General features: G+C 76.4%; 13 protein-coding genes. 6 read left to right on the forward strand and 7 right to left on the reverse strand.

All coding sequences use genetic code 11. The annotated features are described in order from the left end of the window. Positions 1 to 29: 29 nt before the first annotated feature. Complete coding sequence (locus IEZ31_RS36430) at positions 30 to 818, forward strand: hypothetical protein (protein ID WP_190254635.1); 789 nt, start codon at positions 30 to 32, stop codon at positions 816 to 818. Here IEZ31_RS36430 and IEZ31_RS36435 read toward each other — a convergent pair. After that, on the reverse strand, positions 815 to 2,248 hold the full coding sequence (locus IEZ31_RS36435; RefSeq protein WP_190254636.1) for a GAF domain-containing protein: 1,434 nt from the start codon (positions 2,246 to 2,248) through the stop codon (positions 815 to 817). The two genes, IEZ31_RS36430 and IEZ31_RS36435, sit on opposite strands and share 4 nt — an antisense overlap. A 214-nt stretch (positions 2,249 to 2,462) precedes the next feature. On the opposite strand from IEZ31_RS36435, the gene IEZ31_RS36440 reads away from it, so the two are divergent. Then, positions 2,463 to 5,177, forward strand: a complete 2,715-nt coding sequence (locus IEZ31_RS36440) for a helix-turn-helix transcriptional regulator (RefSeq protein ID WP_190254637.1) — start codon at positions 2,463 to 2,465, stop codon at positions 5,175 to 5,177. Between the two features lie 4 nt (positions 5,178 to 5,181). On the opposite strand, the gene IEZ31_RS36445 is transcribed toward IEZ31_RS36440, so the two are convergent. The 5 genes from IEZ31_RS36445 to IEZ31_RS36465 all read right to left on the reverse strand — a co-directional run bounded on the left by IEZ31_RS36445 (position 5,182) and on the right by IEZ31_RS36465 (position 10,879). Next, positions 5,182 to 5,862 (reverse strand): class I SAM-dependent methyltransferase, encoded by a 681-nt coding sequence (locus IEZ31_RS36445; protein WP_190254638.1) that lies wholly within the window; start codon positions 5,860 to 5,862, stop codon positions 5,182 to 5,184. Next, positions 5,862 to 6,626 carry an alpha/beta fold hydrolase gene (locus IEZ31_RS36450; protein WP_190254639.1) on the reverse strand — a complete coding sequence of 255 codons (765 nt, stop codon included), beginning with the start codon at positions 6,624 to 6,626 and terminating at the stop codon, positions 5,862 to 5,864. Before IEZ31_RS36450 ends, IEZ31_RS36445 begins: the two co-directional genes overlap by 1 nt. An 87-nt stretch (positions 6,627 to 6,713) precedes the next feature. Continuing rightward, complete coding sequence (locus IEZ31_RS36455; RefSeq protein ID WP_190254640.1) at positions 6,714 to 7,379, reverse strand: response regulator; 666 nt, start codon at positions 7,377 to 7,379, stop codon at positions 6,714 to 6,716. Continuing rightward, entirely contained in the window at positions 7,376 to 8,578 is a 1,203-nt protein-coding gene (locus IEZ31_RS36460; protein ID WP_190254641.1) for a sensor histidine kinase, read from the reverse strand. Before IEZ31_RS36460 ends, IEZ31_RS36455 begins: the two co-directional genes overlap by 4 nt. A 237-nt stretch (positions 8,579 to 8,815) precedes the next feature. Next, positions 8,816 to 10,879 carry a M4 family metallopeptidase gene (locus IEZ31_RS36465; RefSeq protein WP_190254642.1) on the reverse strand — a complete coding sequence of 688 codons (2,064 nt, stop codon included), beginning with the start codon at positions 10,877 to 10,879 and terminating at the stop codon, positions 8,816 to 8,818. Positions 10,880 to 11,214: 335 nt separating this feature from the next. Here IEZ31_RS36465 and IEZ31_RS36470 point away from each other — a divergent pair, with 335 nt between their 5' ends. Together IEZ31_RS36470 and IEZ31_RS36475 are read left to right on the forward strand one after the other, a co-directional pair. Beyond that, complete coding sequence (locus IEZ31_RS36470) at positions 11,215 to 12,648, forward strand: bis-aminopropyl spermidine synthase family protein (protein ID WP_229836174.1); 1,434 nt, start codon at positions 11,215 to 11,217, stop codon at positions 12,646 to 12,648. Further along, positions 12,645 to 13,820: an MFS transporter gene (locus IEZ31_RS36475; RefSeq protein ID WP_190254643.1), complete on the forward strand. Its 1,176-nt coding sequence runs from the start codon at positions 12,645 to 12,647 to the stop codon at positions 13,818 to 13,820. Before IEZ31_RS36470 ends, IEZ31_RS36475 begins: the two co-directional genes overlap by 4 nt. Here the strand turns inward: IEZ31_RS36475 and IEZ31_RS36480 are convergent. Continuing rightward, positions 13,774 to 14,376 carry a TetR/AcrR family transcriptional regulator gene (locus IEZ31_RS36480; protein WP_190254644.1) on the reverse strand — a complete coding sequence of 201 codons (603 nt, stop codon included), beginning with the start codon at positions 14,374 to 14,376 and terminating at the stop codon, positions 13,774 to 13,776. The two genes, IEZ31_RS36475 and IEZ31_RS36480, sit on opposite strands and share 47 nt — an antisense overlap. Before the next feature lie 55 nt (positions 14,377 to 14,431). Here IEZ31_RS36480 and IEZ31_RS36485 point away from each other — a divergent pair, with 55 nt between their 5' ends. Together IEZ31_RS36485 and IEZ31_RS36490 are read left to right on the forward strand one after the other, a co-directional pair. Beyond that, the gene (locus tag IEZ31_RS36485; protein ID WP_190254645.1) at positions 14,432 to 16,591 is read left to right on the forward strand and encodes a glycoside hydrolase family 3 C-terminal domain-containing protein; all 2,160 of its coding nucleotides are present in this window, start codon (positions 14,432 to 14,434) and stop codon (positions 16,589 to 16,591) included. Positions 16,592 to 16,724: 133 nt separating this feature from the next. Then, the coding region (locus IEZ31_RS36490) for an ABC transporter permease (protein WP_229836175.1) at positions 16,725 to 18,573 on the forward strand (1,849 nt) is incomplete at its 3' end.

Consider the following 18,573-nt stretch of genomic DNA (forward strand, 5'->3'; position numbering starts at 1 on the left):
CTTGCGTCCCCGGAGCACAATCTGCGGGTATGAGCGGCTGGACCGCGGCCCTGCTGATCGCCGACCTGGTCGGCGTGGCCGTCGCGGTGTTCCTGGCCCGGCGGGCCCACCCCGCCGGCAGCGACGCGCGCATGCTCGGCTACGTCACCGCCGGCGTCCCCGGGGTGCTCGTCGCGGTGGTCGCGCTGCGGGCGACCGCGCTCGGCCCCTTCTGGACCGTCGCCGGCATCGTCGTGGGGGTCCTGGCCGGGTTCGGCGTGGCGCCCGCGTGGCAGGCCGCCAACGACCCCGGGCGCCGCGTCCTGGAGCAGCGGCGCGGCACCTGGCCGGTCGCGATCCCGGTGCTGCTGGTCGTCTTCTGCGTCGCCCTCGTGCCGTCGTCGTGCCGGCCGAAGCAGACCCCGGAGCAGGCGTACACCGAGCGGTTCGAGGTGAAGGTCGACCGGCTCGTGACCGATGTGCCGGTGCGGGTCGTCGCCCGCGCGCCCATGGTCGCCGACGCGGGCGTGGCGGACGCGGTGGCGGTGCCGGTCGAGCGGCACGCCTTCGCCGGTCGGGTGCTGACCCTGCTGGTCGCGCACAACCTGACCTGCCTGCCCGCGGTGGTCCTGCTCGCCGCCGACGACGGCCTGGCGGTGCTGGTCGCCGTCGCCCCGACGGCGGCGACGCCCAGGACGCGGATCGACCCGTGCCTGGCCGACCCGGCCTACGCCTTCGGCGGGCACAGCGTCGTCGAGGTGGCCTTCCCGGACGGCCTGCCCACCGACCCGGTCCGCGACACCGGTTCGAGCCCGCCCCGCACCGTCCCCGGTCGTTAACCGAGGCGGTAGAGCAGCCGGGTCGCCAGGCGGCGGCCGTGGCGCAGCCGGGCCCAGGCGACGGGCGCGGCGGCCTGCATCTCGGCCGCCGCGAGCAGGAGGCTGGCGGTGAACGGCTCCAGGATGTCGGCATCGAGGACGCGACGCAGCAGGCGGTCGTGGGTCGCGTGGTCGCCGGGGTCGGCGGCGAGCAACAGCGTGGCCAGGTCCCGCCCGGGCAGGTGATAGCCGGACCGGCCGAAGCCGGTCAGCCCGACCCGGCCGGACGGCAGGCGGCGGGCCGCGGCCGGGGTGAGAGCGCCGTGCGCGAACGTCCGGACCGGCCCGCACAGGGCGACGAGGCGGCGCAGCCGGTGCGCCTCGTCGGCGGTGAGGCGGCCCCGGCGCTCGTGACGGTCGACGATGCGGCCGTAGTCGACGCGCCAGTCCCGGCTGCGGCCGGTCGCCGGGGACCAGGCCGACAACTGCACGGCCGCGGCCTCGACCTCGGCGACGTCGGCCGGGCCGAGCTGGTGGCCGGCGTCGCCGGCGAGGACGAGCACGGCGTCGTTGTCGCTCCAGAGGTACCGGCCGGCGACGAACGGCACCGGGGCCGGCCCGAACGCCACGTACGCGTCCACCGCCCGCGCGAACCGGGCCCGGGCCGCCGGCCGGTCGGCGGCCAGCAGCCGCACGACGACGGCCTCGCCGTGCAGCCGGCCGGCCCAGGTGAGCTCGCCGTCGCGGAGCTCGCCGCCGACGGGCGCGTCGAGCCGCAGTCCCGGCAGCAGCCCGGTCGGCCGCCACAGGCGCCCGCCGGGCGCCCCGGGGTCCGGCGCGCCGGCCGGCACGACCAGCCGGAGCGGCTCCGGCGCGACCCGGTGCGGGCGCGCCCGGCCGGTGCGGTGCCCGGCGCCGGCCGGGCCGTGCCGGCCGTCGAGGCGGGCCGCGCACAGGGCCGCGTAGTCGGCGACCTGGTCGAGGTCGTCCCGGGTCCAGGCCCGGGGCCGGCGGTCGATGACGCAGAACGCGCCGACGACCAGGCCGGCGCGGGTGGTGACGGGGGCGCCGGCGTACGACACGAGGCCCAGGTCGGTCACCGCCTCGTTGTCGTGGACGAGCGGGTCGCGGCGGGCGTCGTCGAAGCTCAGCGGCGTGCCCTCCCCCACGACGTACTGGCACAGCGACAGCGCCAGCGGGATCTCCCGGGCCGTGCACAGCGGCTCGGGCAGCCCGTGGGCGCCGACGAACCGCTGGCGGTGCCGGCCGACGAGCGCCAGGCCGGCGACCGGGACCCGCAGCCGGGCGCAGGCGTCCTCGGCCAGCCGGTCGCACCACGGGTCGTCGCCGAGCCGGCGGAACCGGGCGACGGCGTCGAGCCGCGCACCGTCCCGCACGACGCGGGCGGTGCGCACCGGGTCCGGGACGACGGTCCCGGGCGGCTGACCCATCGAACCACCCCCTTGGCTGCGCGGTATGCCGCTCTTCGAGTATGGCGGGTGACGAGCGGAACGGATTTGTCCCTTCAGGTGAGCCGGTCCGCCAACGGTGCCACGAGAATGGACGCACGTCGCTTCGCCCCGCCGCGCGGCGGCGACTGCTGCACCGCAGGTAGCACGTGGACATCGTTCGACTCGCCCGTCCGGCGACGGGCCGGAGGTGCTCATGGCGGCAACGGGAGGCGATCGGTCCCGGCGGAGCGTCACCCAGCGGGCGCGTGGCGCCAACGCGGCGCACTGGGACCCGGGACGGCGGCAGCGCCCGGCCCCGCACGAGGCCGGCCGGGCCGACGCCGGCGGCCGGAGTCCGGGTGACAGCGGCCCGGGTGACAGCGGCGTGGGTGGGAACGGCCCGAGTCCGAGCGACCCGGGCCGGAGCGACGCCGGCCGGGCCGGCGTCGCGGGGGCCGGGTTCGGGCCGCCCGCCGTCGCCCACGTGCGCCGGCCCCGCCTGCACGCGGTGCTCGGCGACCGCCGGCGCCGGTGCGTGCTCGTCACCGCCCCGGCCGGTGCCGGCAAGACCGAGCTCGCGCGGGCCTGGTGCGCCGAGCACCCCGCGGCCCGCTACCACGACGCCGCCGCGGGCGCCGGCCTCGATCCGCATCCGCCGTCCTCGGCCACGGTGGTGATCGACGGCGTGCACACCGCCGGCGAGCCGCTGCTGGCACGCATCGCCGCCCTCGCCGCCCCCGGCGGGCCGCGGCTGATCCTGGCCGGCCGGTGGATGCCGCCCGGCCTGCGCGCGGCCCTCGCCGGCACCGCCCCGGAGGAGCTGGACCGGCGGGCCCTCGCGCTCACGCCGCAGGAGATCGCACGGTACTGCGGGCGAACGGCCGACGTCCCGCCGGAGACCGTCCGCGACGTCTTCGCGATCACGGGCGGCTGGGCGGCGGGCGTGGTCCTCGCCGCCGGCGCGCTCGCCGAGGCCCCCGGCGACGCCGGCCCGCGGCTGCGGGGGTTCCTGGCCGGCGGCGCGGGACTCGGGGAGTACGTGCTCAACGAGGTACTGGCCGGCCTGCCGGCCGCCGACCGCCGAGCCGTGCGGGACACCTGCCTGGTCGGCGCGGTCTGCGCCGACCTGTTCACCGTGCTGACCGGCCGCCGCGACGCCGCCGCGCTGCTGGGGCGGCTTGCGGCCGGCGAGGCGTTCGCGACCGGGACGGGCGACGGCTGGTACACCTACCCGCTCCTGTGGCGCACCGCCCTCTACGCCGGGCTGACCCACGAGGATCCCGCCCGGGCGCGGGCGCTGCACGGCGCCGCCGCCGGCTGGTACGCCGAGCACCGCCGGTTCGACGAGGCCCTCCACCACGCCGTGGCCGCCGGCGACCAGGCCGGCGCCGACCGCCTCCGCCACGACCACCATGCCACGCTCCTCTGGGCCGGCCTCACCGCACTGCCCCTGCCCGACCGTCAACCCGCACCGGCCCGGCCCCCGACGGGACGGGGCGAGCCCGCGGCCGGCGGGGAGTGGGGAAAGCCCGCGGCCGTGGAGTTGGGCGAGCCCGCAGTCGGCGCCGAGTTGGGCGAGCCCGCAGTCGGCAACGAGTTGGGCGAGCCCGCAGTCGGCGCCGAGTTGGGCGAGCGTGCGGCCGCCGAGCCCCCGGCCGCCGCGGCGCCGGGCCGGCCCCCGACCGGCGCGGGGCCGGACGAGCCGCCGGCCGGTGCCGGCGGGCCGGCGGCGGGCCTGCCCGACGGGTCGGGAACGAGCGACCCGCTCGCCCGGCTCGCCTGGGAGGTGCGGGAAGCGCTGCGCCTCGACCAGCCGCTGCGGGCGCGGGCCGTGCTCGCGCGGTGGATGCCGGTCGCCCGGGAGCGGGGGCCGGTCGCGTACGCGGGCGCGGTGCGCTACCGGGCCATGGCCGACCTGCAGCTCGGCGCGCTCGATGCCGCCGCCGAGCAGGCCCGGGAGGTCCAGCGGACGCTCGCCGGGCAGGGCGCGACCGGCGCCGTCGACGGGGGCTGGGCCGACGTCGTCCTGGCCGCCGTGCACATCCAGCGCGACGAGCTCGACACGGCCGCCGAGCACCTCGACACGCTCGCCGTGCGGCTGTGGCACGGCGACCCGGCGGTGAACCGCGCGGAGTACCTCGAGCTTGCCATGATCGACCAGCAGCGCGGCGAGCTCGGGGCGGCGCTGCGCACCACGCGGCGGTTGCTGCACGACGGCGTGCCGGTGCCGCCCGAGGTGCACCGCCTGCACGTGGAGCTGCTGCTCGCGGCCGGCTACCTCGCCGACGCGCGGCGGCACGCCGAGCGGTACGCCGGCGAGCTCACCCGGCCCGCCGCCCGCCTCGTCCGGGCCCGCCTGCTGCTGACCCGCCCGCCGACCGCCAACGTCGTCGCCGAGGGCCAGCGGCTGCTGCACCCGGTCGCGGGGCGTTCCGACCAGCCGCTGCTGCACCGGATCGAGGCCCTGCTCCTGCTGGCCCGGCTGGCCGGCCGGGCCGGGGACGCCGCCCACGCGGCCAACCTGCGGCGCCAGGCCCACGACCTGGCCGCCCCGGGTGGCATCGTCCGGCCGTTCCTGCTCGAACCGGCCCCGCGGTCGCCGCGCCCGCCCGCCGCGGCGCGCCATCCAGCGCCGGCCCCAGCGCCGGCCCCTGCGCCGGCCCCTGCGCCGGGCCCGCATCCGCCCGATCCCGGCGCCGGCGAACCGGCGGCCGGAGTGCGGTTGCCGGACGGCGGGGAGGGGCTGACCCGGGCGGAGCTGCTCGTGCTGCGGCGGCTCGCCGGGCTGCGCACGGTGGCCGAGATCGCCGGCGAGCTGCACGTCAGCGCCAACACCGTGAAGACCCACCTCGTGCACATCTACCGCAAGCTCGGCGTCCACCGCCGCCGCGACGCCGTCGTGCGGGCGCACGAGCTGCGCCTCCTCTGACCCCTCACGGGACGCGGAAGAACAGCATCGGGTCGCGGGCGCGGTCGTGGACCGGGGCCGACAGGTGCAGCTTGTGCTTCAGGCCGAGCAGGCGGTCGCGCGTGTCCGGGTCGGCGGCGCGGGAGGCGGTCAGGTGGCCGACGCCGCGCCCGCGCAGCCAGGACAGCACGACCGCGCCCTCGCTGCGGGGCCAGGGGCGGCGGCCGTGGTAGACGTCGTGGACCGCCACCGCGGCGCCCGGCCGCAGGCCCGGGAAGATCGTCCGGGTGTACCACCGGGCGAAGGACACCGTGTGCGCCGCGTCGACGAGCAGGAAGCCGGGCGCGTCCGGCACCGCCGCCGCCCGCACGTCGCCGGGGACGAAGTGCCAGCGGCCGGTCGCCAGCTCCGCCGGCACGGCGCGCGGCGCGGCCGAGCCGCGGTCGTACGAGTGCAGCTCGCCGCCGGCGTTGTCCCGCAACGCCCGCAGCAGCCAGGTCGTCGACCAGCCGTGGCTCGCGCCCAGCTCCACGACCACGGCCGGGCGCAGGGCGCGGACGGTCAGGTACGCGATCTCCGCCTCCAGGTCGTCCAGCGCCGGCCGCAGGTCCCGCCGGGTCCGCAGCTCGCGCTGCTCGTCGCGGGCCCGGCGCAGGTCGGCGGCGTGCTCGCGGTACCACTGGATGATCTCGTCGAGGTGGAACATCAGGACTCCCCGCGGGCCAGGCCGGCGAGCGCGCCGAGCGTGGGCGTGCCGGTGACGAAGTAGCCGTCGTGGCCCTCGACGCCGTCCACCGGCAGGGCGAGCGCGCCGAACGCCGGGTCGGCCGGGTGGGTGCCGTGGCCGGCGCCCAGGATCCGCAGGCCGGGCAGGCGGCGGGTCCAGTCCGACGCCGCGCTGCCGGCCCACACCCGGGCCGTGGTGTGCAGGTCGGCGGCGCGGTCCGCGCCCATCCCCGGGCTGCCCAGGGCGACCAGGTCGGTGACCCGGCGGTCGAGGCGGGGCGCGGCGAGGCCGACGACCGTGGAACCGTAGCTGTGGCCGACGAGCACGATCCGGTCGCCGGGCAGCCGGGCGACGAACGCGCGCAGCGCGAGCGCGCCGGCCGCGGCCCGGTCCTCGCGCACGGCGGCCAGCCGCACGCCCTCCGGCGGCTCGTAGCCCAGCCAGGCGATCACGACGACGTCCGGCCGGCCGATCGCGGCGGCGAGCTGGCGCGCCTGCCAGGCCGGCGCCCGGCGCTGGACGCCGCCGAGCCCGGTGTCGAAGTTGGCGGCGGTGGTGTCGACGCCGGGCACCAGCACGACGACCGTGCGGGCCGCCGCCAGGTCGCCGACGATCTCCAGGGCGCGGCCGTCGGGCCACCGTCCACTGTGGATCGGCAGCGGCGCCGGCACGTCCGTGACGTGGGTCGGGCCGAGGACCGCCCAGCAGAGGGCGATCGCGGGGAGAGCCAGCAGCCTTCGCATGGCCCGGACGGTAGGGACGAAGCGGGGCCCGGATCGTCACCCCGGGGCGCCATCCCCGGCGTACCTCCCCGGTACTACTCGCCGGTACTACTCGCCGGCGGTGACGAGCCCGGTCTCGTACGCGAAGACGACGGCCTGGGCCCGGTCGCGCAGGTCGAGCTTGGTGAGCACCCGGCTGACGTGCGTCTTCACGGTCTGCTCGGCGACGACGAGGGTGTCGGCGATCTCCCCGTTGGACAGCCCGCGGGCGACGAGGCGTAATACCTCGGTCTCACGCGGCGTCAGCGCCGCCAGCCGCGCGGGCCGGTGCGGGACCGCCCGCGGCCGGGCCGCGAACTGCTCGATGAGCCGCCGGGTGACGGACGGGGCGAGCAGGCCCTCGCCGGCGGCGACGACCCGCACCGCGTTCACCAGCTCGGCCGCGGGCGCGTCCTTGAGCAGGAACCCGGAGGCCCCGGCGCGCAGCGCCTCGAACACGTAGTCGTCGAGGTCGAACGTGGTGAGCATGAGCACCCGCGGCCGGTGCAGGCCGGGCGCGACGTCGAGCAGCTGCCGGGTGGCCTGCAGGCCGTCGAGGACCGGCATCCGGATGTCCATGAGCACCACGTCGGGCGAGCGCTCGCGGGCCATCGCCACGCCCAGCGCGCCGTCGGCGGCGTCGCCGACCACGGTCAGGTCGGGCTGGGCGGCCAGCAGCGCGGCGAAGCCCTGCCGGACCATCGCCTGGTCGTCGACGATCATCACCTTGATCAATCTGTCCCGTCCCCGTTCCCGTCGTGGTCGAGCGGCAGCAACGCCTCCACCAGGTAGCCGTCGGCGACCGGGCCGGCGGTGAGGGAGCCCCCGGCCGCGGCGGCCCGCTCGCGCATGCCGAGCAGCCCGTGCCCCGCGCCGCCGCCGTCCTCGGCGACGCCGGGCCGGTTGTGGACCCGCACCCGCAGCGCGCCGCGGTCGCGGGTGAGCGCGATGCGCACCGGCGCGCCGGCCGCGTGGCGGCGCGCGTTGGACAGCGCCTCCTGGACGATCCGGTAGGCGGCCAGGCCGACCGCGGGCGGGACCTCCGCACCCGGTAACGGCACGAACGTGACCTCGACGCCGGCCTCGCGGGCGTCGCGGACCAGGCCGGCGAGGTCGTCGAGGACGGGCTGCGGCTCGGTCGGCGCGGGCTGGTCGGCGCCGCGCAGCACGCCGAGAAGCCGGCGCATCTCGCCGAGCGCCTCCCGGGAGGTGCTGGCGATGGCGGCCAGCTCCTCGGCGACGGCGGGCGGGACGCCCTCGATGCGGTAGACGGCCGTCTCGGCCCGCACCGCGATGAGCGACATGTGGTGGGCCACGACGTCGTGCATCTCGCGGGCGATCCGGTTGCGCTCCTCGGCGACCGCCCGCCGGGCCTGGGCCAGCTCGGTGCGCTCCTCCTCCTCGGCGAGGGCACGCTGGACCTCGCGGCGGCGGCGGATCTGGTCGCCGACGACGATGATGGCGAGGACGGCGAGGACCAGCCCGGCGACGTTGTTCGGGTTGGTGAAGCCGAGCAGGAGCACCAGGGCGGAGGCGCCGACCCAGACCAGCACGCCGCGCGGGTGCCGGATCGCGACCACGGCCAGGATGAGCGGGAACAGCAGGATCTGGACCGGCTGCCACGGCCAGGGCGTGCCGTCGCGGAGGTCGAGGGTCAGGCCGGTCCAGAGGGCGACGACCCACGCGAACCGCCACGCGAGCAGCGGCCGGGTCGGCAGCAGCGCGAGCGGGGCGGCGGTGAGGATCGACACGACCGCCCGGTAGAACCCGCTGCCGCCGCCGTTGCCGCGCAGGTACTCGTACGAGAGCAGGCCGCTGAGCACGGCCGCGACCGCGGCGATGAGCGGCAGCGACCGGCCGAGCCGGGTGCGCGGGTGCACCGCGGGGTCCGGGCCGACCAGGAAGGCCCGGAGATGCCGCAGAGTCCCACGCACCCGGCCACCGTAACCGACGCCCGGTGTCAGTGCGGTGTCAGGACAGCGGGGGCGCCACCTCGTCGAGGGCCTGCTCGACCGTCCGCACGGTGATCCCCCGCTGCCGGATCCGCTTCGGCTCGGCCTCCAGAGCGGCCGGCGTGGCGGCGTCGGTGGGGTCCTGCGCGCTCGCGGCGAGCGTTGGACGCAGAAGGGCCCGGGCGGCGCGCGGCCCGGGCCCCTGCGATCAGTGAGCGGCTAGCTGAGCGTCACGGACGTGTCGTCGATGACGAACGACGTCTGCAGCGAGGAGTCCTCGGTGCCCGTCCACTTGATGCTGACCGTCTGGCCGGCGAAGGCGCTGAGGCTGTAGGTCTTCAGCTGGTAGCCCGACGCCTTGTTGAGGTTCGACAGCGTCGCCAGCGTCGTCGAGCCGGCCGTGATGGTCAGCTTGTCGTACGCGGTGGTCGTCGTCGTCTCGGCCGAGTCGATGTGCACGTAGAAGCTCAGTGTCGCGTTGCACCCGGCGGGGATGGTCACCGACTGCGCGATCGACTCGGTGTGGGTCGAGCCGTAGCCGTCGAGCCACGAGCTGTAGGTGCCGCCGTGCGCCGCCTGGCCCTGGCTGGCCCACTGGCCGATGGTGCCGGTGGTGCCGGTCCAGTTCGCCGTGCCCGACTCGAAGCCCGGGTTGAGCAGCTTCTGGCCGGAGCAGCCACCGGTGGGCGGCGAGCTGCTGGTGGGCGGCGTGCTGGTGGGCGGGGTGGTGCCGCCGGTGCAGGTCGGGTCGCCCGACTGCGCCGGCACGCTGACGGCGTCCCACGCGGCCTTGACCGCGTTGAACTCGGTGCAGCTGCCCGGGTAGAGGTTCTTCGCCGCGGTCAGCGTCCAGGTGCGGTACTTCAGGTACGACGACGACGTGGTCTTCATCAGCATCGCGTTGTACATGATCTTGATGGCCTTCTGGATGCCGATGCCGGTGACCGTCGAGCTGTTGCAGGTCGAGCTGGACGGCTGGCCGCCACCGCCGGCGCTGCCCTGCGCGAGCAGGTAGAACCAGTGGTTGCCGGGGCCGGCCGCGGCGTGGACCTCGGTCGACGGGATGCTGCTGGAGTAGCAGTTCGGGTCGCCGGCGAGCGACGGGTTGTACATGTACCGGATCGGGCCGCTGCCGACCAGGTTGATCTCCTCGCCGACCTGGTAGTCCGGCGGGTCGTTCGGGTTGTTCGCGAAGAACTCGGTGGCCGCGCCGAACGTGTCCGCGACGAACTCCTGGGTGCCGGAGCGCGAGATGCCGCCGGGGGTGTTGTCGTCGATGCCGTGGCCGAGCTCGTGGGCGACCACGTCGAGCGAGCTGATCCACTGGCCGGCCGTGTTCTTGCCGATCTGGACCTGGGTGCCGTCGTAGTAGGCGTTCTGGTCGTTCAGCCCGACGCGGATCGGCCAGCCGCCGCCACTGCTGCTGAAGCCGGTGCGGCCCAGCCACGACGAGAGCATCTGGGCCTCCTTCTGCGCCGCGTAGAGAGCGTCGACGCAGCCGGTCTCCCGGTTGGTGCCGGAGCCGTTGCCCCAGACGTCGTCGGAGCCGGAGAAGGTGGTGTTGCTCGCCGCGTCCTGGCAGGACAGGCCGGAGATGCTCGGGTCCTGCATGCGGTACGTGCTGCCGGACAGCGTCGTGTTGATCGTGACGCTGCCGACGATCCAGCCGGTGCCGGTGCCCTTCATGACCTTCTCGACCTTGTCGAGGACGGCGCCCGTGGCCGCGTCGACGTCCACGACGAGCCGGCTGGCGCCGTCCGCGCCGGTGCCGTTCAGCGTGGTCTCGTACGCGAGGCGGGGCGCGCCGTTGAGGGCGAACACCACCAGCTTCGTGCTCTCGACCTGGTTGACCTTGGTGAGCTGCTTGCCGGCGACAGCCTCGGCCTCCGCCTTGCTGAGCTTGGCCGCGGTCGAGATGTTGCCGATCGCCTGGGTCTGCGCGACGGAGGTGTACTTCGTCGCGCCCGCCTGGTCGGTGACGACGACGAAGTCGCCGCCCACGACGGGGAGGCCCTTGTAGGTGCGCTCGTACGCGATGTACTTCGCGCTGCCCGACGCGGTGACCGACTTCTGCACGTAGGCGTCGTCGGAGCTCGGGTGGAGGGCGCTGGGCTTGGACGCGACGAAGGCGTCGGCCTTCTGCACGGCGACGGCGTCAGCCACCGCCAGGCTTTCCGGCCCTGGTACTGGGGGCGAGGCTTGCACTGCCGCGGCGGTGCCGGCGGTGACCAGCCCGACCGCGAACACTCCGGCCGCTGTAGCGAACCGTGGGGTGAACTTCAAGGGTGCCTTCTTTCCAGCAACGACGCACACCACCGGGGAATGTCTTGGGTGACGGGTGCGCCGGAACCAATACCGACACGCGGAAGCCGAGGGGTGGCCGGCCGGCGTGCGCGCCGATTCGGCCGGCCTGACTCATCGACTTATGGCGATGCCAGGACGATCACACATCCGGGAATCCTTGGACAAGGGTCGATACCCGCTGGCCACCCTCGCCCCCACCCTGTACTTCAGGGGTGGAAACGTCCCGGAAATCTCGCGCTCCGTAGATCTCGACCCGGCCCGGCGACTACGCGTCGTTAACTTTTAACTCGGCGCGTGGGGTAAGTTGATCGATCGTGGGTGACGAATCGATCGATGCCGTGGCCGCACTCGTCGCCGAGGCCGGGGTGGGCGCGCGGCGGATCCGGGAGGTCGTCGCCCGGCTGACCGAACCGCCCGCGCCCTCCCTCGACGACCTGGTCCGGGACTTCGCGGTGCCCCGCCGGACCGTCGAGGCGCTGCTGCGCGCCGCCGGGCCCGACCTGCACGAGGGCCTGCTGCCCCAGGTGTACCGCCACCGCCTGGACCTCGACGCCCTGCACCGGCCGCGCCCGGTCCCCGAGATGGCCCGGCTCGTCGCGGACGCGCCCGCCGCCGACCGCAACCTCGACCACGTCTCGGCGACCGCGCACACCGCGGCCCGCCGGGCGGTGTGGCTCGACGAGACGTTCGACCTGACCGGCGCCCACCTCGTCTGCGTCGGCGACCACGACCTCACCTCGCTCGCCGTGCGCCAGGTCAACCCCGGCCTGCGGGTCACCGTGGTCGACGTCGACGAGCGGCTGCTGGAGTACATCGCCGGTCGCGACCCGGCCGTCGAGTGCTGGCACGCCGACCTGCGCTTCGGCCTGCCGCCGGTCGTCGCGGGCAGCGCCGACCTGGTGTTCACCGACCCGCCGTACACGCCCGAGGGCGTCCAGCTGTTCCTCGGCCGGGGCGCGCAGGCGCTCGGCGACCGGGCCAACGGGCGGCTCGTCATGGCCTACGGCTTCAGCCCGCTGACCCCCGCCCTCGGCCTCAAGGTGCAGCGCGCGGTGCTCGACCTCGACCTGGCGATCGAGGCGATCCTGCCGGCCTTCAACCGCTACCACGGGGCCCAGGCCGTCGGCAGCGCCAGCGACCTCTACGTGTGCCGGCCGACCGCGGGCACCTGGCCGGCCCTGGAGAAGCGCCTGGCCCGCACGGCCGTCAACATCTACACGCACGGCGGCCACTCCCTGGAGGGCCGCGCGACCCGGTCGCCGGCCGAGCTGTTCGGCGGCGGGCCGGCCGGGAAAGCGGAACGGGCCGACGTCGACCTGACCGGCGACCCGGGGCCGTGGCTGCTGCGGGCGCTGCTCGCGGTCAACGCCGAGCGGCTCACGCTGCTCGTGCCGAACCGGCACCCCGACCTGGCCGACGCCGCCGGGCAGGCCGCGCTGCGGGAGCTCGTCGCGGCGAAGTACCTGCTGCGGTACCGCCGGAGCACCCCGGGCCCGGAGCACGCCGTCGTCGAGGCGAGCGCGGCGCCCGGCGACCACGGCGCGGCCGGCTGGCTGCTCACGCACGCGCACGGCAAGCTCGGCAACGTGCTGCGGGAGGCCCTCGTGCAGGGCAGCGGCGGGACCCTCACCAAGAACGAGGCGCGGGCGGCGGCGGCCGGCCTCGTCGCCCGCCCGGCGCACCTCGACGCCCGGCTGCTCGACCTGCCCCGCACCGCGGTACGAGATGTGCTGCAATCACTGCGATGAATCGCAGCTTCGCCGCGTTCCTGTCCGCCCAGACCCTCTCGGCGTTCGGTGACGCGATCTCCCTCGTCGCGGTGCCGCTGCTGATCCTGCGCGGCGGCGGGACGGTCGGCCAGGTCGGCGCCGTGACCGGGCTGAGCGCCCTGGCCACGCTGCTCACCGGGATCTTCGCCGGGCACGTCGCCGACCGCTTCGACCGCAAGCTGCTGCTGCGGCTCTGCGACGTCGCGCGCTGCGGGCTGTACGCGGCGATCCCGCTCACCGGCGGCCCGCTGTGGCTGGTCCTCACCGTGGTGCCGCTCGCCGCCGTGTTCTCGATGCTCTTCCAGGTCACCTACGTGACCGTGGTGCCGGGCCTGGTGCCGGTCGACCGGATCACCGAGGCCAACGGGCGGCTCTACAGCGCCTACGCCGTGGCCGCCCTGGCCGGGCCGGCGGTGGCGGGCTTCCTGTCCGGCCTGACCAGCCCGGCGGCGGCGATCGCCGTCGACGCCGGCACGTTCGCGCTGTCGGCGGCCCTGCTGTCGTTCGTGCGGATGCGGCCGGTCCCGCCGGTGCCGGACTCCGGCGGGCTCGCCGCGGGCGTGCGGTTCATCCGGCACCACCCGGTCCTGCTGCCGCTCACCGTCCTGCTCACCGTGGTCCTGGCGGTGACCAGCGCGCTCGACGACGTCGTGATCTACCACCTCACGCACGATCTCCGGCAGCCCGACGGTGTCGTCGGCACCGTCATGACCGCCGCGGTCGTCGGGTCGCTCGTCGCCTCGATGGTCGTGGCGTGGCTGCGCCGGCGGGCCGGCTTCGGGCCGCTGTGGATCGGCGCCTACACGCTCGCCGGGCTGTGCGTGGCGGCGGTCGGGTTCAGCCGGCAGGTGGCGGTCGTCGCGGTGCTGGCCGCGGTCGTGCTGCTGTGCTCGGGGGTGGCCGGGATCGCGTCGATGTCGCTGCGCCAGGAGGTGACGCCGGCGCACCTGCTCGGGCGGGTCACCGCGGCGTTCTGGACGCTCCAGCTCACCCTGGCGCCGCTGGGCGCGGCCGGCCTCACCGCCGCGGCGGGGCAGTGGGGCGTCCCGGCGACCCTGGCCGCGGGCGGCGCGGCGGTGACCCTGACCGCGCTGTCGGCCCTGTTCACGCCGATGCGCCGAACAGTGCCGCCGCCGCCTCCTCCCACATAGCCACCAGGTCGTAGGTGCCTGGGTCGCGCAGCCACACCAGCTGCAGCCCGTCCATCGTGGCCATGACCAGCCGCGCGAGCGCTTCCGGGTCGGCGCACGCGCCCTCGGCCGCATCGGCGAGCGCGTCGAGCACCGTGCGCTGGCGGGCGACGAAGTAGTCGTGCGCCGGGTGGTCGGGGGCGAGCGACTCCGCCGCGAGCACGGCGAACAGCCGCACGATCTCCGGCTGCGCGGCGTTGCGGCGCACGAGGGCCGCGCACAGCTCGCGCAGGCCCGCCTCCTCGGGCGGCACGCCCAGCGCCGCCTCCAGCGAGCGCCCGTCCTCCGCGTCGCGGTGCTCCAGCACCGCCACGAGCAGCCCGTCCTTGGAGCCGACGTGGTGCAGCAGCCCGGGCACGGTGAGGCCGCAGTCGTCGGCGACGTCCTGCATCGACAGGCCCCAGAACCCGCGCTCGGCGACCAGCGCGGTGGCCGCCGCGATGATCCGTTCCCGCCGCTGCGCCGCGGGCAGGCGGGAGCGCTCCCGCCGTCCGCCCCTTGCCGGTCCGTCCCGCACAGGGCTACGGTACGCGATAGTTACTACTTACTAGGTGCTAGGTAAGGAGTGCCGGGTGAACCTCGAGGAGAAGGCCGCGCTCACCAGCGGCAGCAGCTTCTGGCGCACCAAGGCGGTCGCCGGCCTGCCGGACGTCATGCTCACCGACGGCCCGCACGGCGTGCGCAAGCAGCTCACCGGGGCCGACCACCTCGGCATCCTGGCCAGCGAGGCGTCGACCTGCTTCCCGCCCGCGGTCGCGCTCGGCTCGACCTGGGACCCCGACCTCGCCCGGCGCGTCGGCGAGGCGCTCGGCGACGAGTCGCGGGCCATGGACGTGTCGGTGCTGCTGGGCCCCGGCATCAACCTCAAGCGGCACCCGCTCGGCGGGCGCAACTTCGAGTACCTCTCCGAGGACCCGCTGCTCACCGGCGTGCTCGCCGTCGAGTGGGTGCGCGGCCTGCAGAGCCGCGAGGTCGGCGCGTCGCTCAAGCACTTCGCGATCAACAGCCAGGAGACCGACCGGATGCGGGTCAGCGCCGACGTCGACGAGCGGACGCTGCGCGAGCTGTACCTGCGCGCGTTCCAGCGGGTCGTCCAGCAGGCCGGGCCGTGGACCGTCATGTGCTCGTACAACCGGATCAACGGCGTCCACGCCTCCCAGCACCACTGGCTGCTCACCGAGGTGCTGCGCGGCGAGTGGGGCTACGAGGGCGTGGTCGTGTCCGACTGGGGCGCCGTCGTCGACCGGGTCGCCGCCGTCCGGGCCGGCCTCGACCTCACCATGCCGGGCCCCGACCCGGCCGGCGACCGGGCGCTGGTCGCCACCGGCGGGTCGCCCGAGCTCGACGCCGCCGCCGAGCGGGTCGCGGCGCTCGTCCGGCGGGCGGCGGCCGCCCGCGGGTCGTTCTCGTACGACGCCGACGCCCACCACGCGCTCGCCCGCGAGGTCGCCGGGCGGGGCATCGTGCTGCTGAAGAACGACGGCGGGGTGCTGCCGCTGGCCGGGGACGCGTCGATCGCGGTGCTCGGTGAGCAGGCGCGGACGCCGCGGTACCAAGGGGGAGGCAGCTCGCAGATCACCCCGACCCGGCTCGACACCGCGCTCGGCGAGATCACCCGGCTGGCCGGCGGCCCCGTCACGTTCGCGCCCGGCTACGACGACGTCGAGGCGGCCGTCGCGCTCGCCCGCGAGGCGTCGGTCGCGGTGGTGTTCGCCGGCACCGAGCGGGAGACCGAGGGCTCCGACCGCGACTCGTGGGACCTGCCCGCCGCGCACGTCGAGCTCATCACCCGGGTCGCCGCGGCCAACCCGCGCACCGTCGTCGTGCTGTCCAACGGCGCGGTCGTGCGCACCACGCCGTGGGACGCCGCCGTCCCCGCGCTCGTCGAGGGCTGGCTGCTCGGGCAGGCCGGCGGCGGCGCGATCGCCGACGTGCTGTTCGGCCGGGTCAACCCCTCCGGCCGGCTGGCCGAGACGATCCCGCTGCGGCTGGCGGACCACCCGGCGTTCCTGGACTGGCCCGGCGAGCAGGGCCACGTCCGGTACGGCGAGGGCGTGCACGTCGGCTACCGCGCGTTCGACGCGCGGGAGCAGGCGGTGGCGTATCCGTTCGGCTTCGGCCTCTCCTACACCACGTTCGCCTACGGCCCGGCGGCCGTCACGGTGGACGACGGCGGGGTGACGGTCCGGGTCACCGTCACGAACACGGGCACGCGGGACGGCCGCGAGGTGATCCAGGTGTACTGCGGGAAGCCCGCGTCGCGGGTCCGCCGTCCACCGCGGGAGCTGCGCGGGTTCGCCAACGTGCTCATCGCTGCCGGCGCGTCGGCCGACGTCTCGGTGTTCGTGCCGTTCGACGACCTGGCCTACTGGGACGTCGACCTCGGTCGCTGGGTCGTCGAGCCGGGCGACTACGAGTTCTCGGTCGGCTCCTCCTCGCGCGACCTGCACGCTTCCGCGTCCGTCACGCTCGCCGGCGACGACGAGCGGCGGCCGCTGACCGCGGAGTCGACGATCGCCGAGTGGCTCGCCGACCCGCACGGCGCGCCGCTGCTCGGCGAGCTGTTCGCCGCGATGGCGACCGAGGGCGGCGGGGCGATGGCGGCGACCGCCGCCGACCCGGAGATGTTCGCGATGATGGCGAACATGCCGCTGTCCCGGCTGGCCGCGTTCGCGGGGGAGCGGTTCGCCGGGCAGACCCTGGCCAAGCTGGTCGAGGCGGCCAACCCGTAGGCGCCGGGCAGGGCCGCGCCGGGCTCGCGGACGTGCCGGCGCTCTGGGGCCCGGGGTAGCGCCTGCTATACCTTCGATCGGGTACCTAGCCGGATGGTTTGCCGCCGGCCGGTTTCCTAGCGTCGACGGTGTGATGACTCGCCTCGCGCTGCGGTCCCTGCGCCACCGTCCCGGCACCGCCGTGGCCACCCTGGTCGCGCTGACGGCCGGCGTCGCGATCCTGCTTGCGATGGGTTCCCTCGTCGAGTCGGGGCTGCGGTTCTCGGTCGCGCCCGACCGCTATGCCGCCGCCGACGCCGTCGTCGCCCGGCCCGACCTGACCGTCACCGGCACCGATCTCGACGGCTCGGCGACGACGTCGACCGTGGCGCTGCCCGAGGGCGGCACCGTGCCGCTGGACCTGGCCGACCGGCTCCGCGCGGTCCCGGGCGTCACCGCGGTCGTCCCCGACGTGACGATCCCGGTGGTCGCCGGCGGGGTGCCGGTGTCCGGCCACGGCTGGATCGGCGCCGCGCCCTTCGGCGACGACGAGGTCCTCGTCTCCGCCGCCCTGCGGCCCGGCGACACCATCGAGCTGACCGTCGGCGGGGTCGCGCGGCGGTATCGGGTGAGCGGCGTCGTCGACGGCCCCGGCGTGTACTTCACCACCGCCCGCGCGCTCGCCCTCAACCCCCGCCCCGGCCGGGCCGACGCACTCGCCGTGACCGGCCGCTTCGACCCCGCCGAGCTGCAACGGGCCGCGGCCGGTTTCGAGGTGTACCGCGGCGCCGCCCGCGGCCGGGCCGAGCACCCCGAGGGCGCCCGGGCGGCGGCGGTGCTCGTCGAGGTTGGCGCGGCCTTCGGCGGCTACGTGGTCCTGCTCGTCGGGTTCGTCGTCGCCGGCACCGTGGGCCTCGCCGTCCGGCAGCGCCGCCGCGAGCTGGCCGTGCTGCGGGCCGTCGCCGCCACCCGCGGCCAGGTCCGCCGGCTCGTCCTCGTCGAGGTGGCCGCGCTCGGCCTCGCCGGCGCCGCCCTGGGCCTGCCGCTCGGCTGGCTGGCCGGCCGCTGGGTGCGGGCCGGGCTGGTCGAGCGCGGCGCCGTCCCGGCCGGCTTCCCGTTCCGCGACGGCCTGCTCGCCGCACCGGCGGTCGTCGCGACCGTGCTGCTCGTCGCGGCCGTCGCCGCGGTGGTGGGCGCCCGGCGCGCGGGCCGCCCGCCGGCGCGCGCCCGCGGACGCGTCCGGGCCGGGTTCGGCCTCGCCGCCCTGGCCGGCGCGGCGGCGCTGGTCGTGGTCACCGCCGTCACCGGCGGGACGACGGCGATCGCGTCCGCGACCGGCCTGCTGTACCTGCTGGTGCTCGCCGTCGCCCTGCTCGCCCCGTGGATCAACGCCGGGGCCGCCCGGCTGCTCGGCCCGAGCCTGCGCCGGCTGTGGGGCGCCGCCGGCCGCCTGGCCGCGGCCAACCTGCGGGCCAACGCCCGCGGCACGGTCACCGTCCTCACCGCCCTGGTGCTGGCCGTCGGCCTGGGCGGCTCGGTCTGGTTCCTGCAGGACAACCTGGAGCGCGAGACGGTCGCCCAGCACCGCGCCGGCACCGTGGCGTCCCTGGCGGTGGTCGCGCCGGGCGGCCTGCCGCCGTCCGCGGCCGAGGAGCTGCGCCGCCTGCCCGGCGTGGCGGCCGCGACGGGCGTGCACCGCACGGCGGTGGTGGTCCGGGTGCTCGACGGCGCCGAGCCGGTGCCGGCCCAGGCCGTGGACCCGCTCGACCTCCCGTCGACGCTGGACCTGCGGGTCCGCCGCGGCAGCCTGGCCGGCCTGGACGCGACGAGCGTGGCGGTGTCGTCGCTGCAGGCGTCGACCCACGGCTGGGACGTCGGCGACCAGGTCTCACTCTGGCTGGGCGACGGCACCCCGGCGCGGCTGCGGGTGGCCGCCGTGTACGACCGCGGCCTGGCCTTCGGCGACGTGACCCTGGCCCGCGCGACGGTCGCCGGCCACACCG

The organism is Dactylosporangium sucinum, assembly GCF_014647515.1.
Taxonomy (GTDB): Bacteria; Actinomycetota; Actinomycetes; order Mycobacteriales; family Micromonosporaceae; genus Dactylosporangium; species Dactylosporangium sucinum.

Bases quoted from the DNA above. Each gene is read 5' to 3' on its own strand.
- IEZ31_RS36430 (WP_190254635.1), top strand. From the start codon at position 30: ATGAGCGGCTGGACCGCGGCCCTGCTGATCGCCGACCTGGTCGGCGTG.
- IEZ31_RS36435 (WP_190254636.1), bottom strand. From the start codon at position 2,248: ATGGGTCAGCCGCCCGGGACCGTCGTCCCGGACCCGGTGCGCACCGCC.
- IEZ31_RS36440 (WP_190254637.1), top strand. From the start codon at position 2,463: ATGGCGGCAACGGGAGGCGATCGGTCCCGGCGGAGCGTCACCCAGCGG.
- IEZ31_RS36445 (WP_190254638.1), bottom strand. From the start codon at position 5,862: ATGTTCCACCTCGACGAGATCATCCAGTGGTACCGCGAGCACGCCGCC.
- IEZ31_RS36450 (WP_190254639.1), bottom strand. From the start codon at position 6,626: ATGCGAAGGCTGCTGGCTCTCCCCGCGATCGCCCTCTGCTGGGCGGTC.
- IEZ31_RS36475 (WP_190254643.1), top strand. From the start codon at position 12,645: ATGAATCGCAGCTTCGCCGCGTTCCTGTCCGCCCAGACCCTCTCGGCG.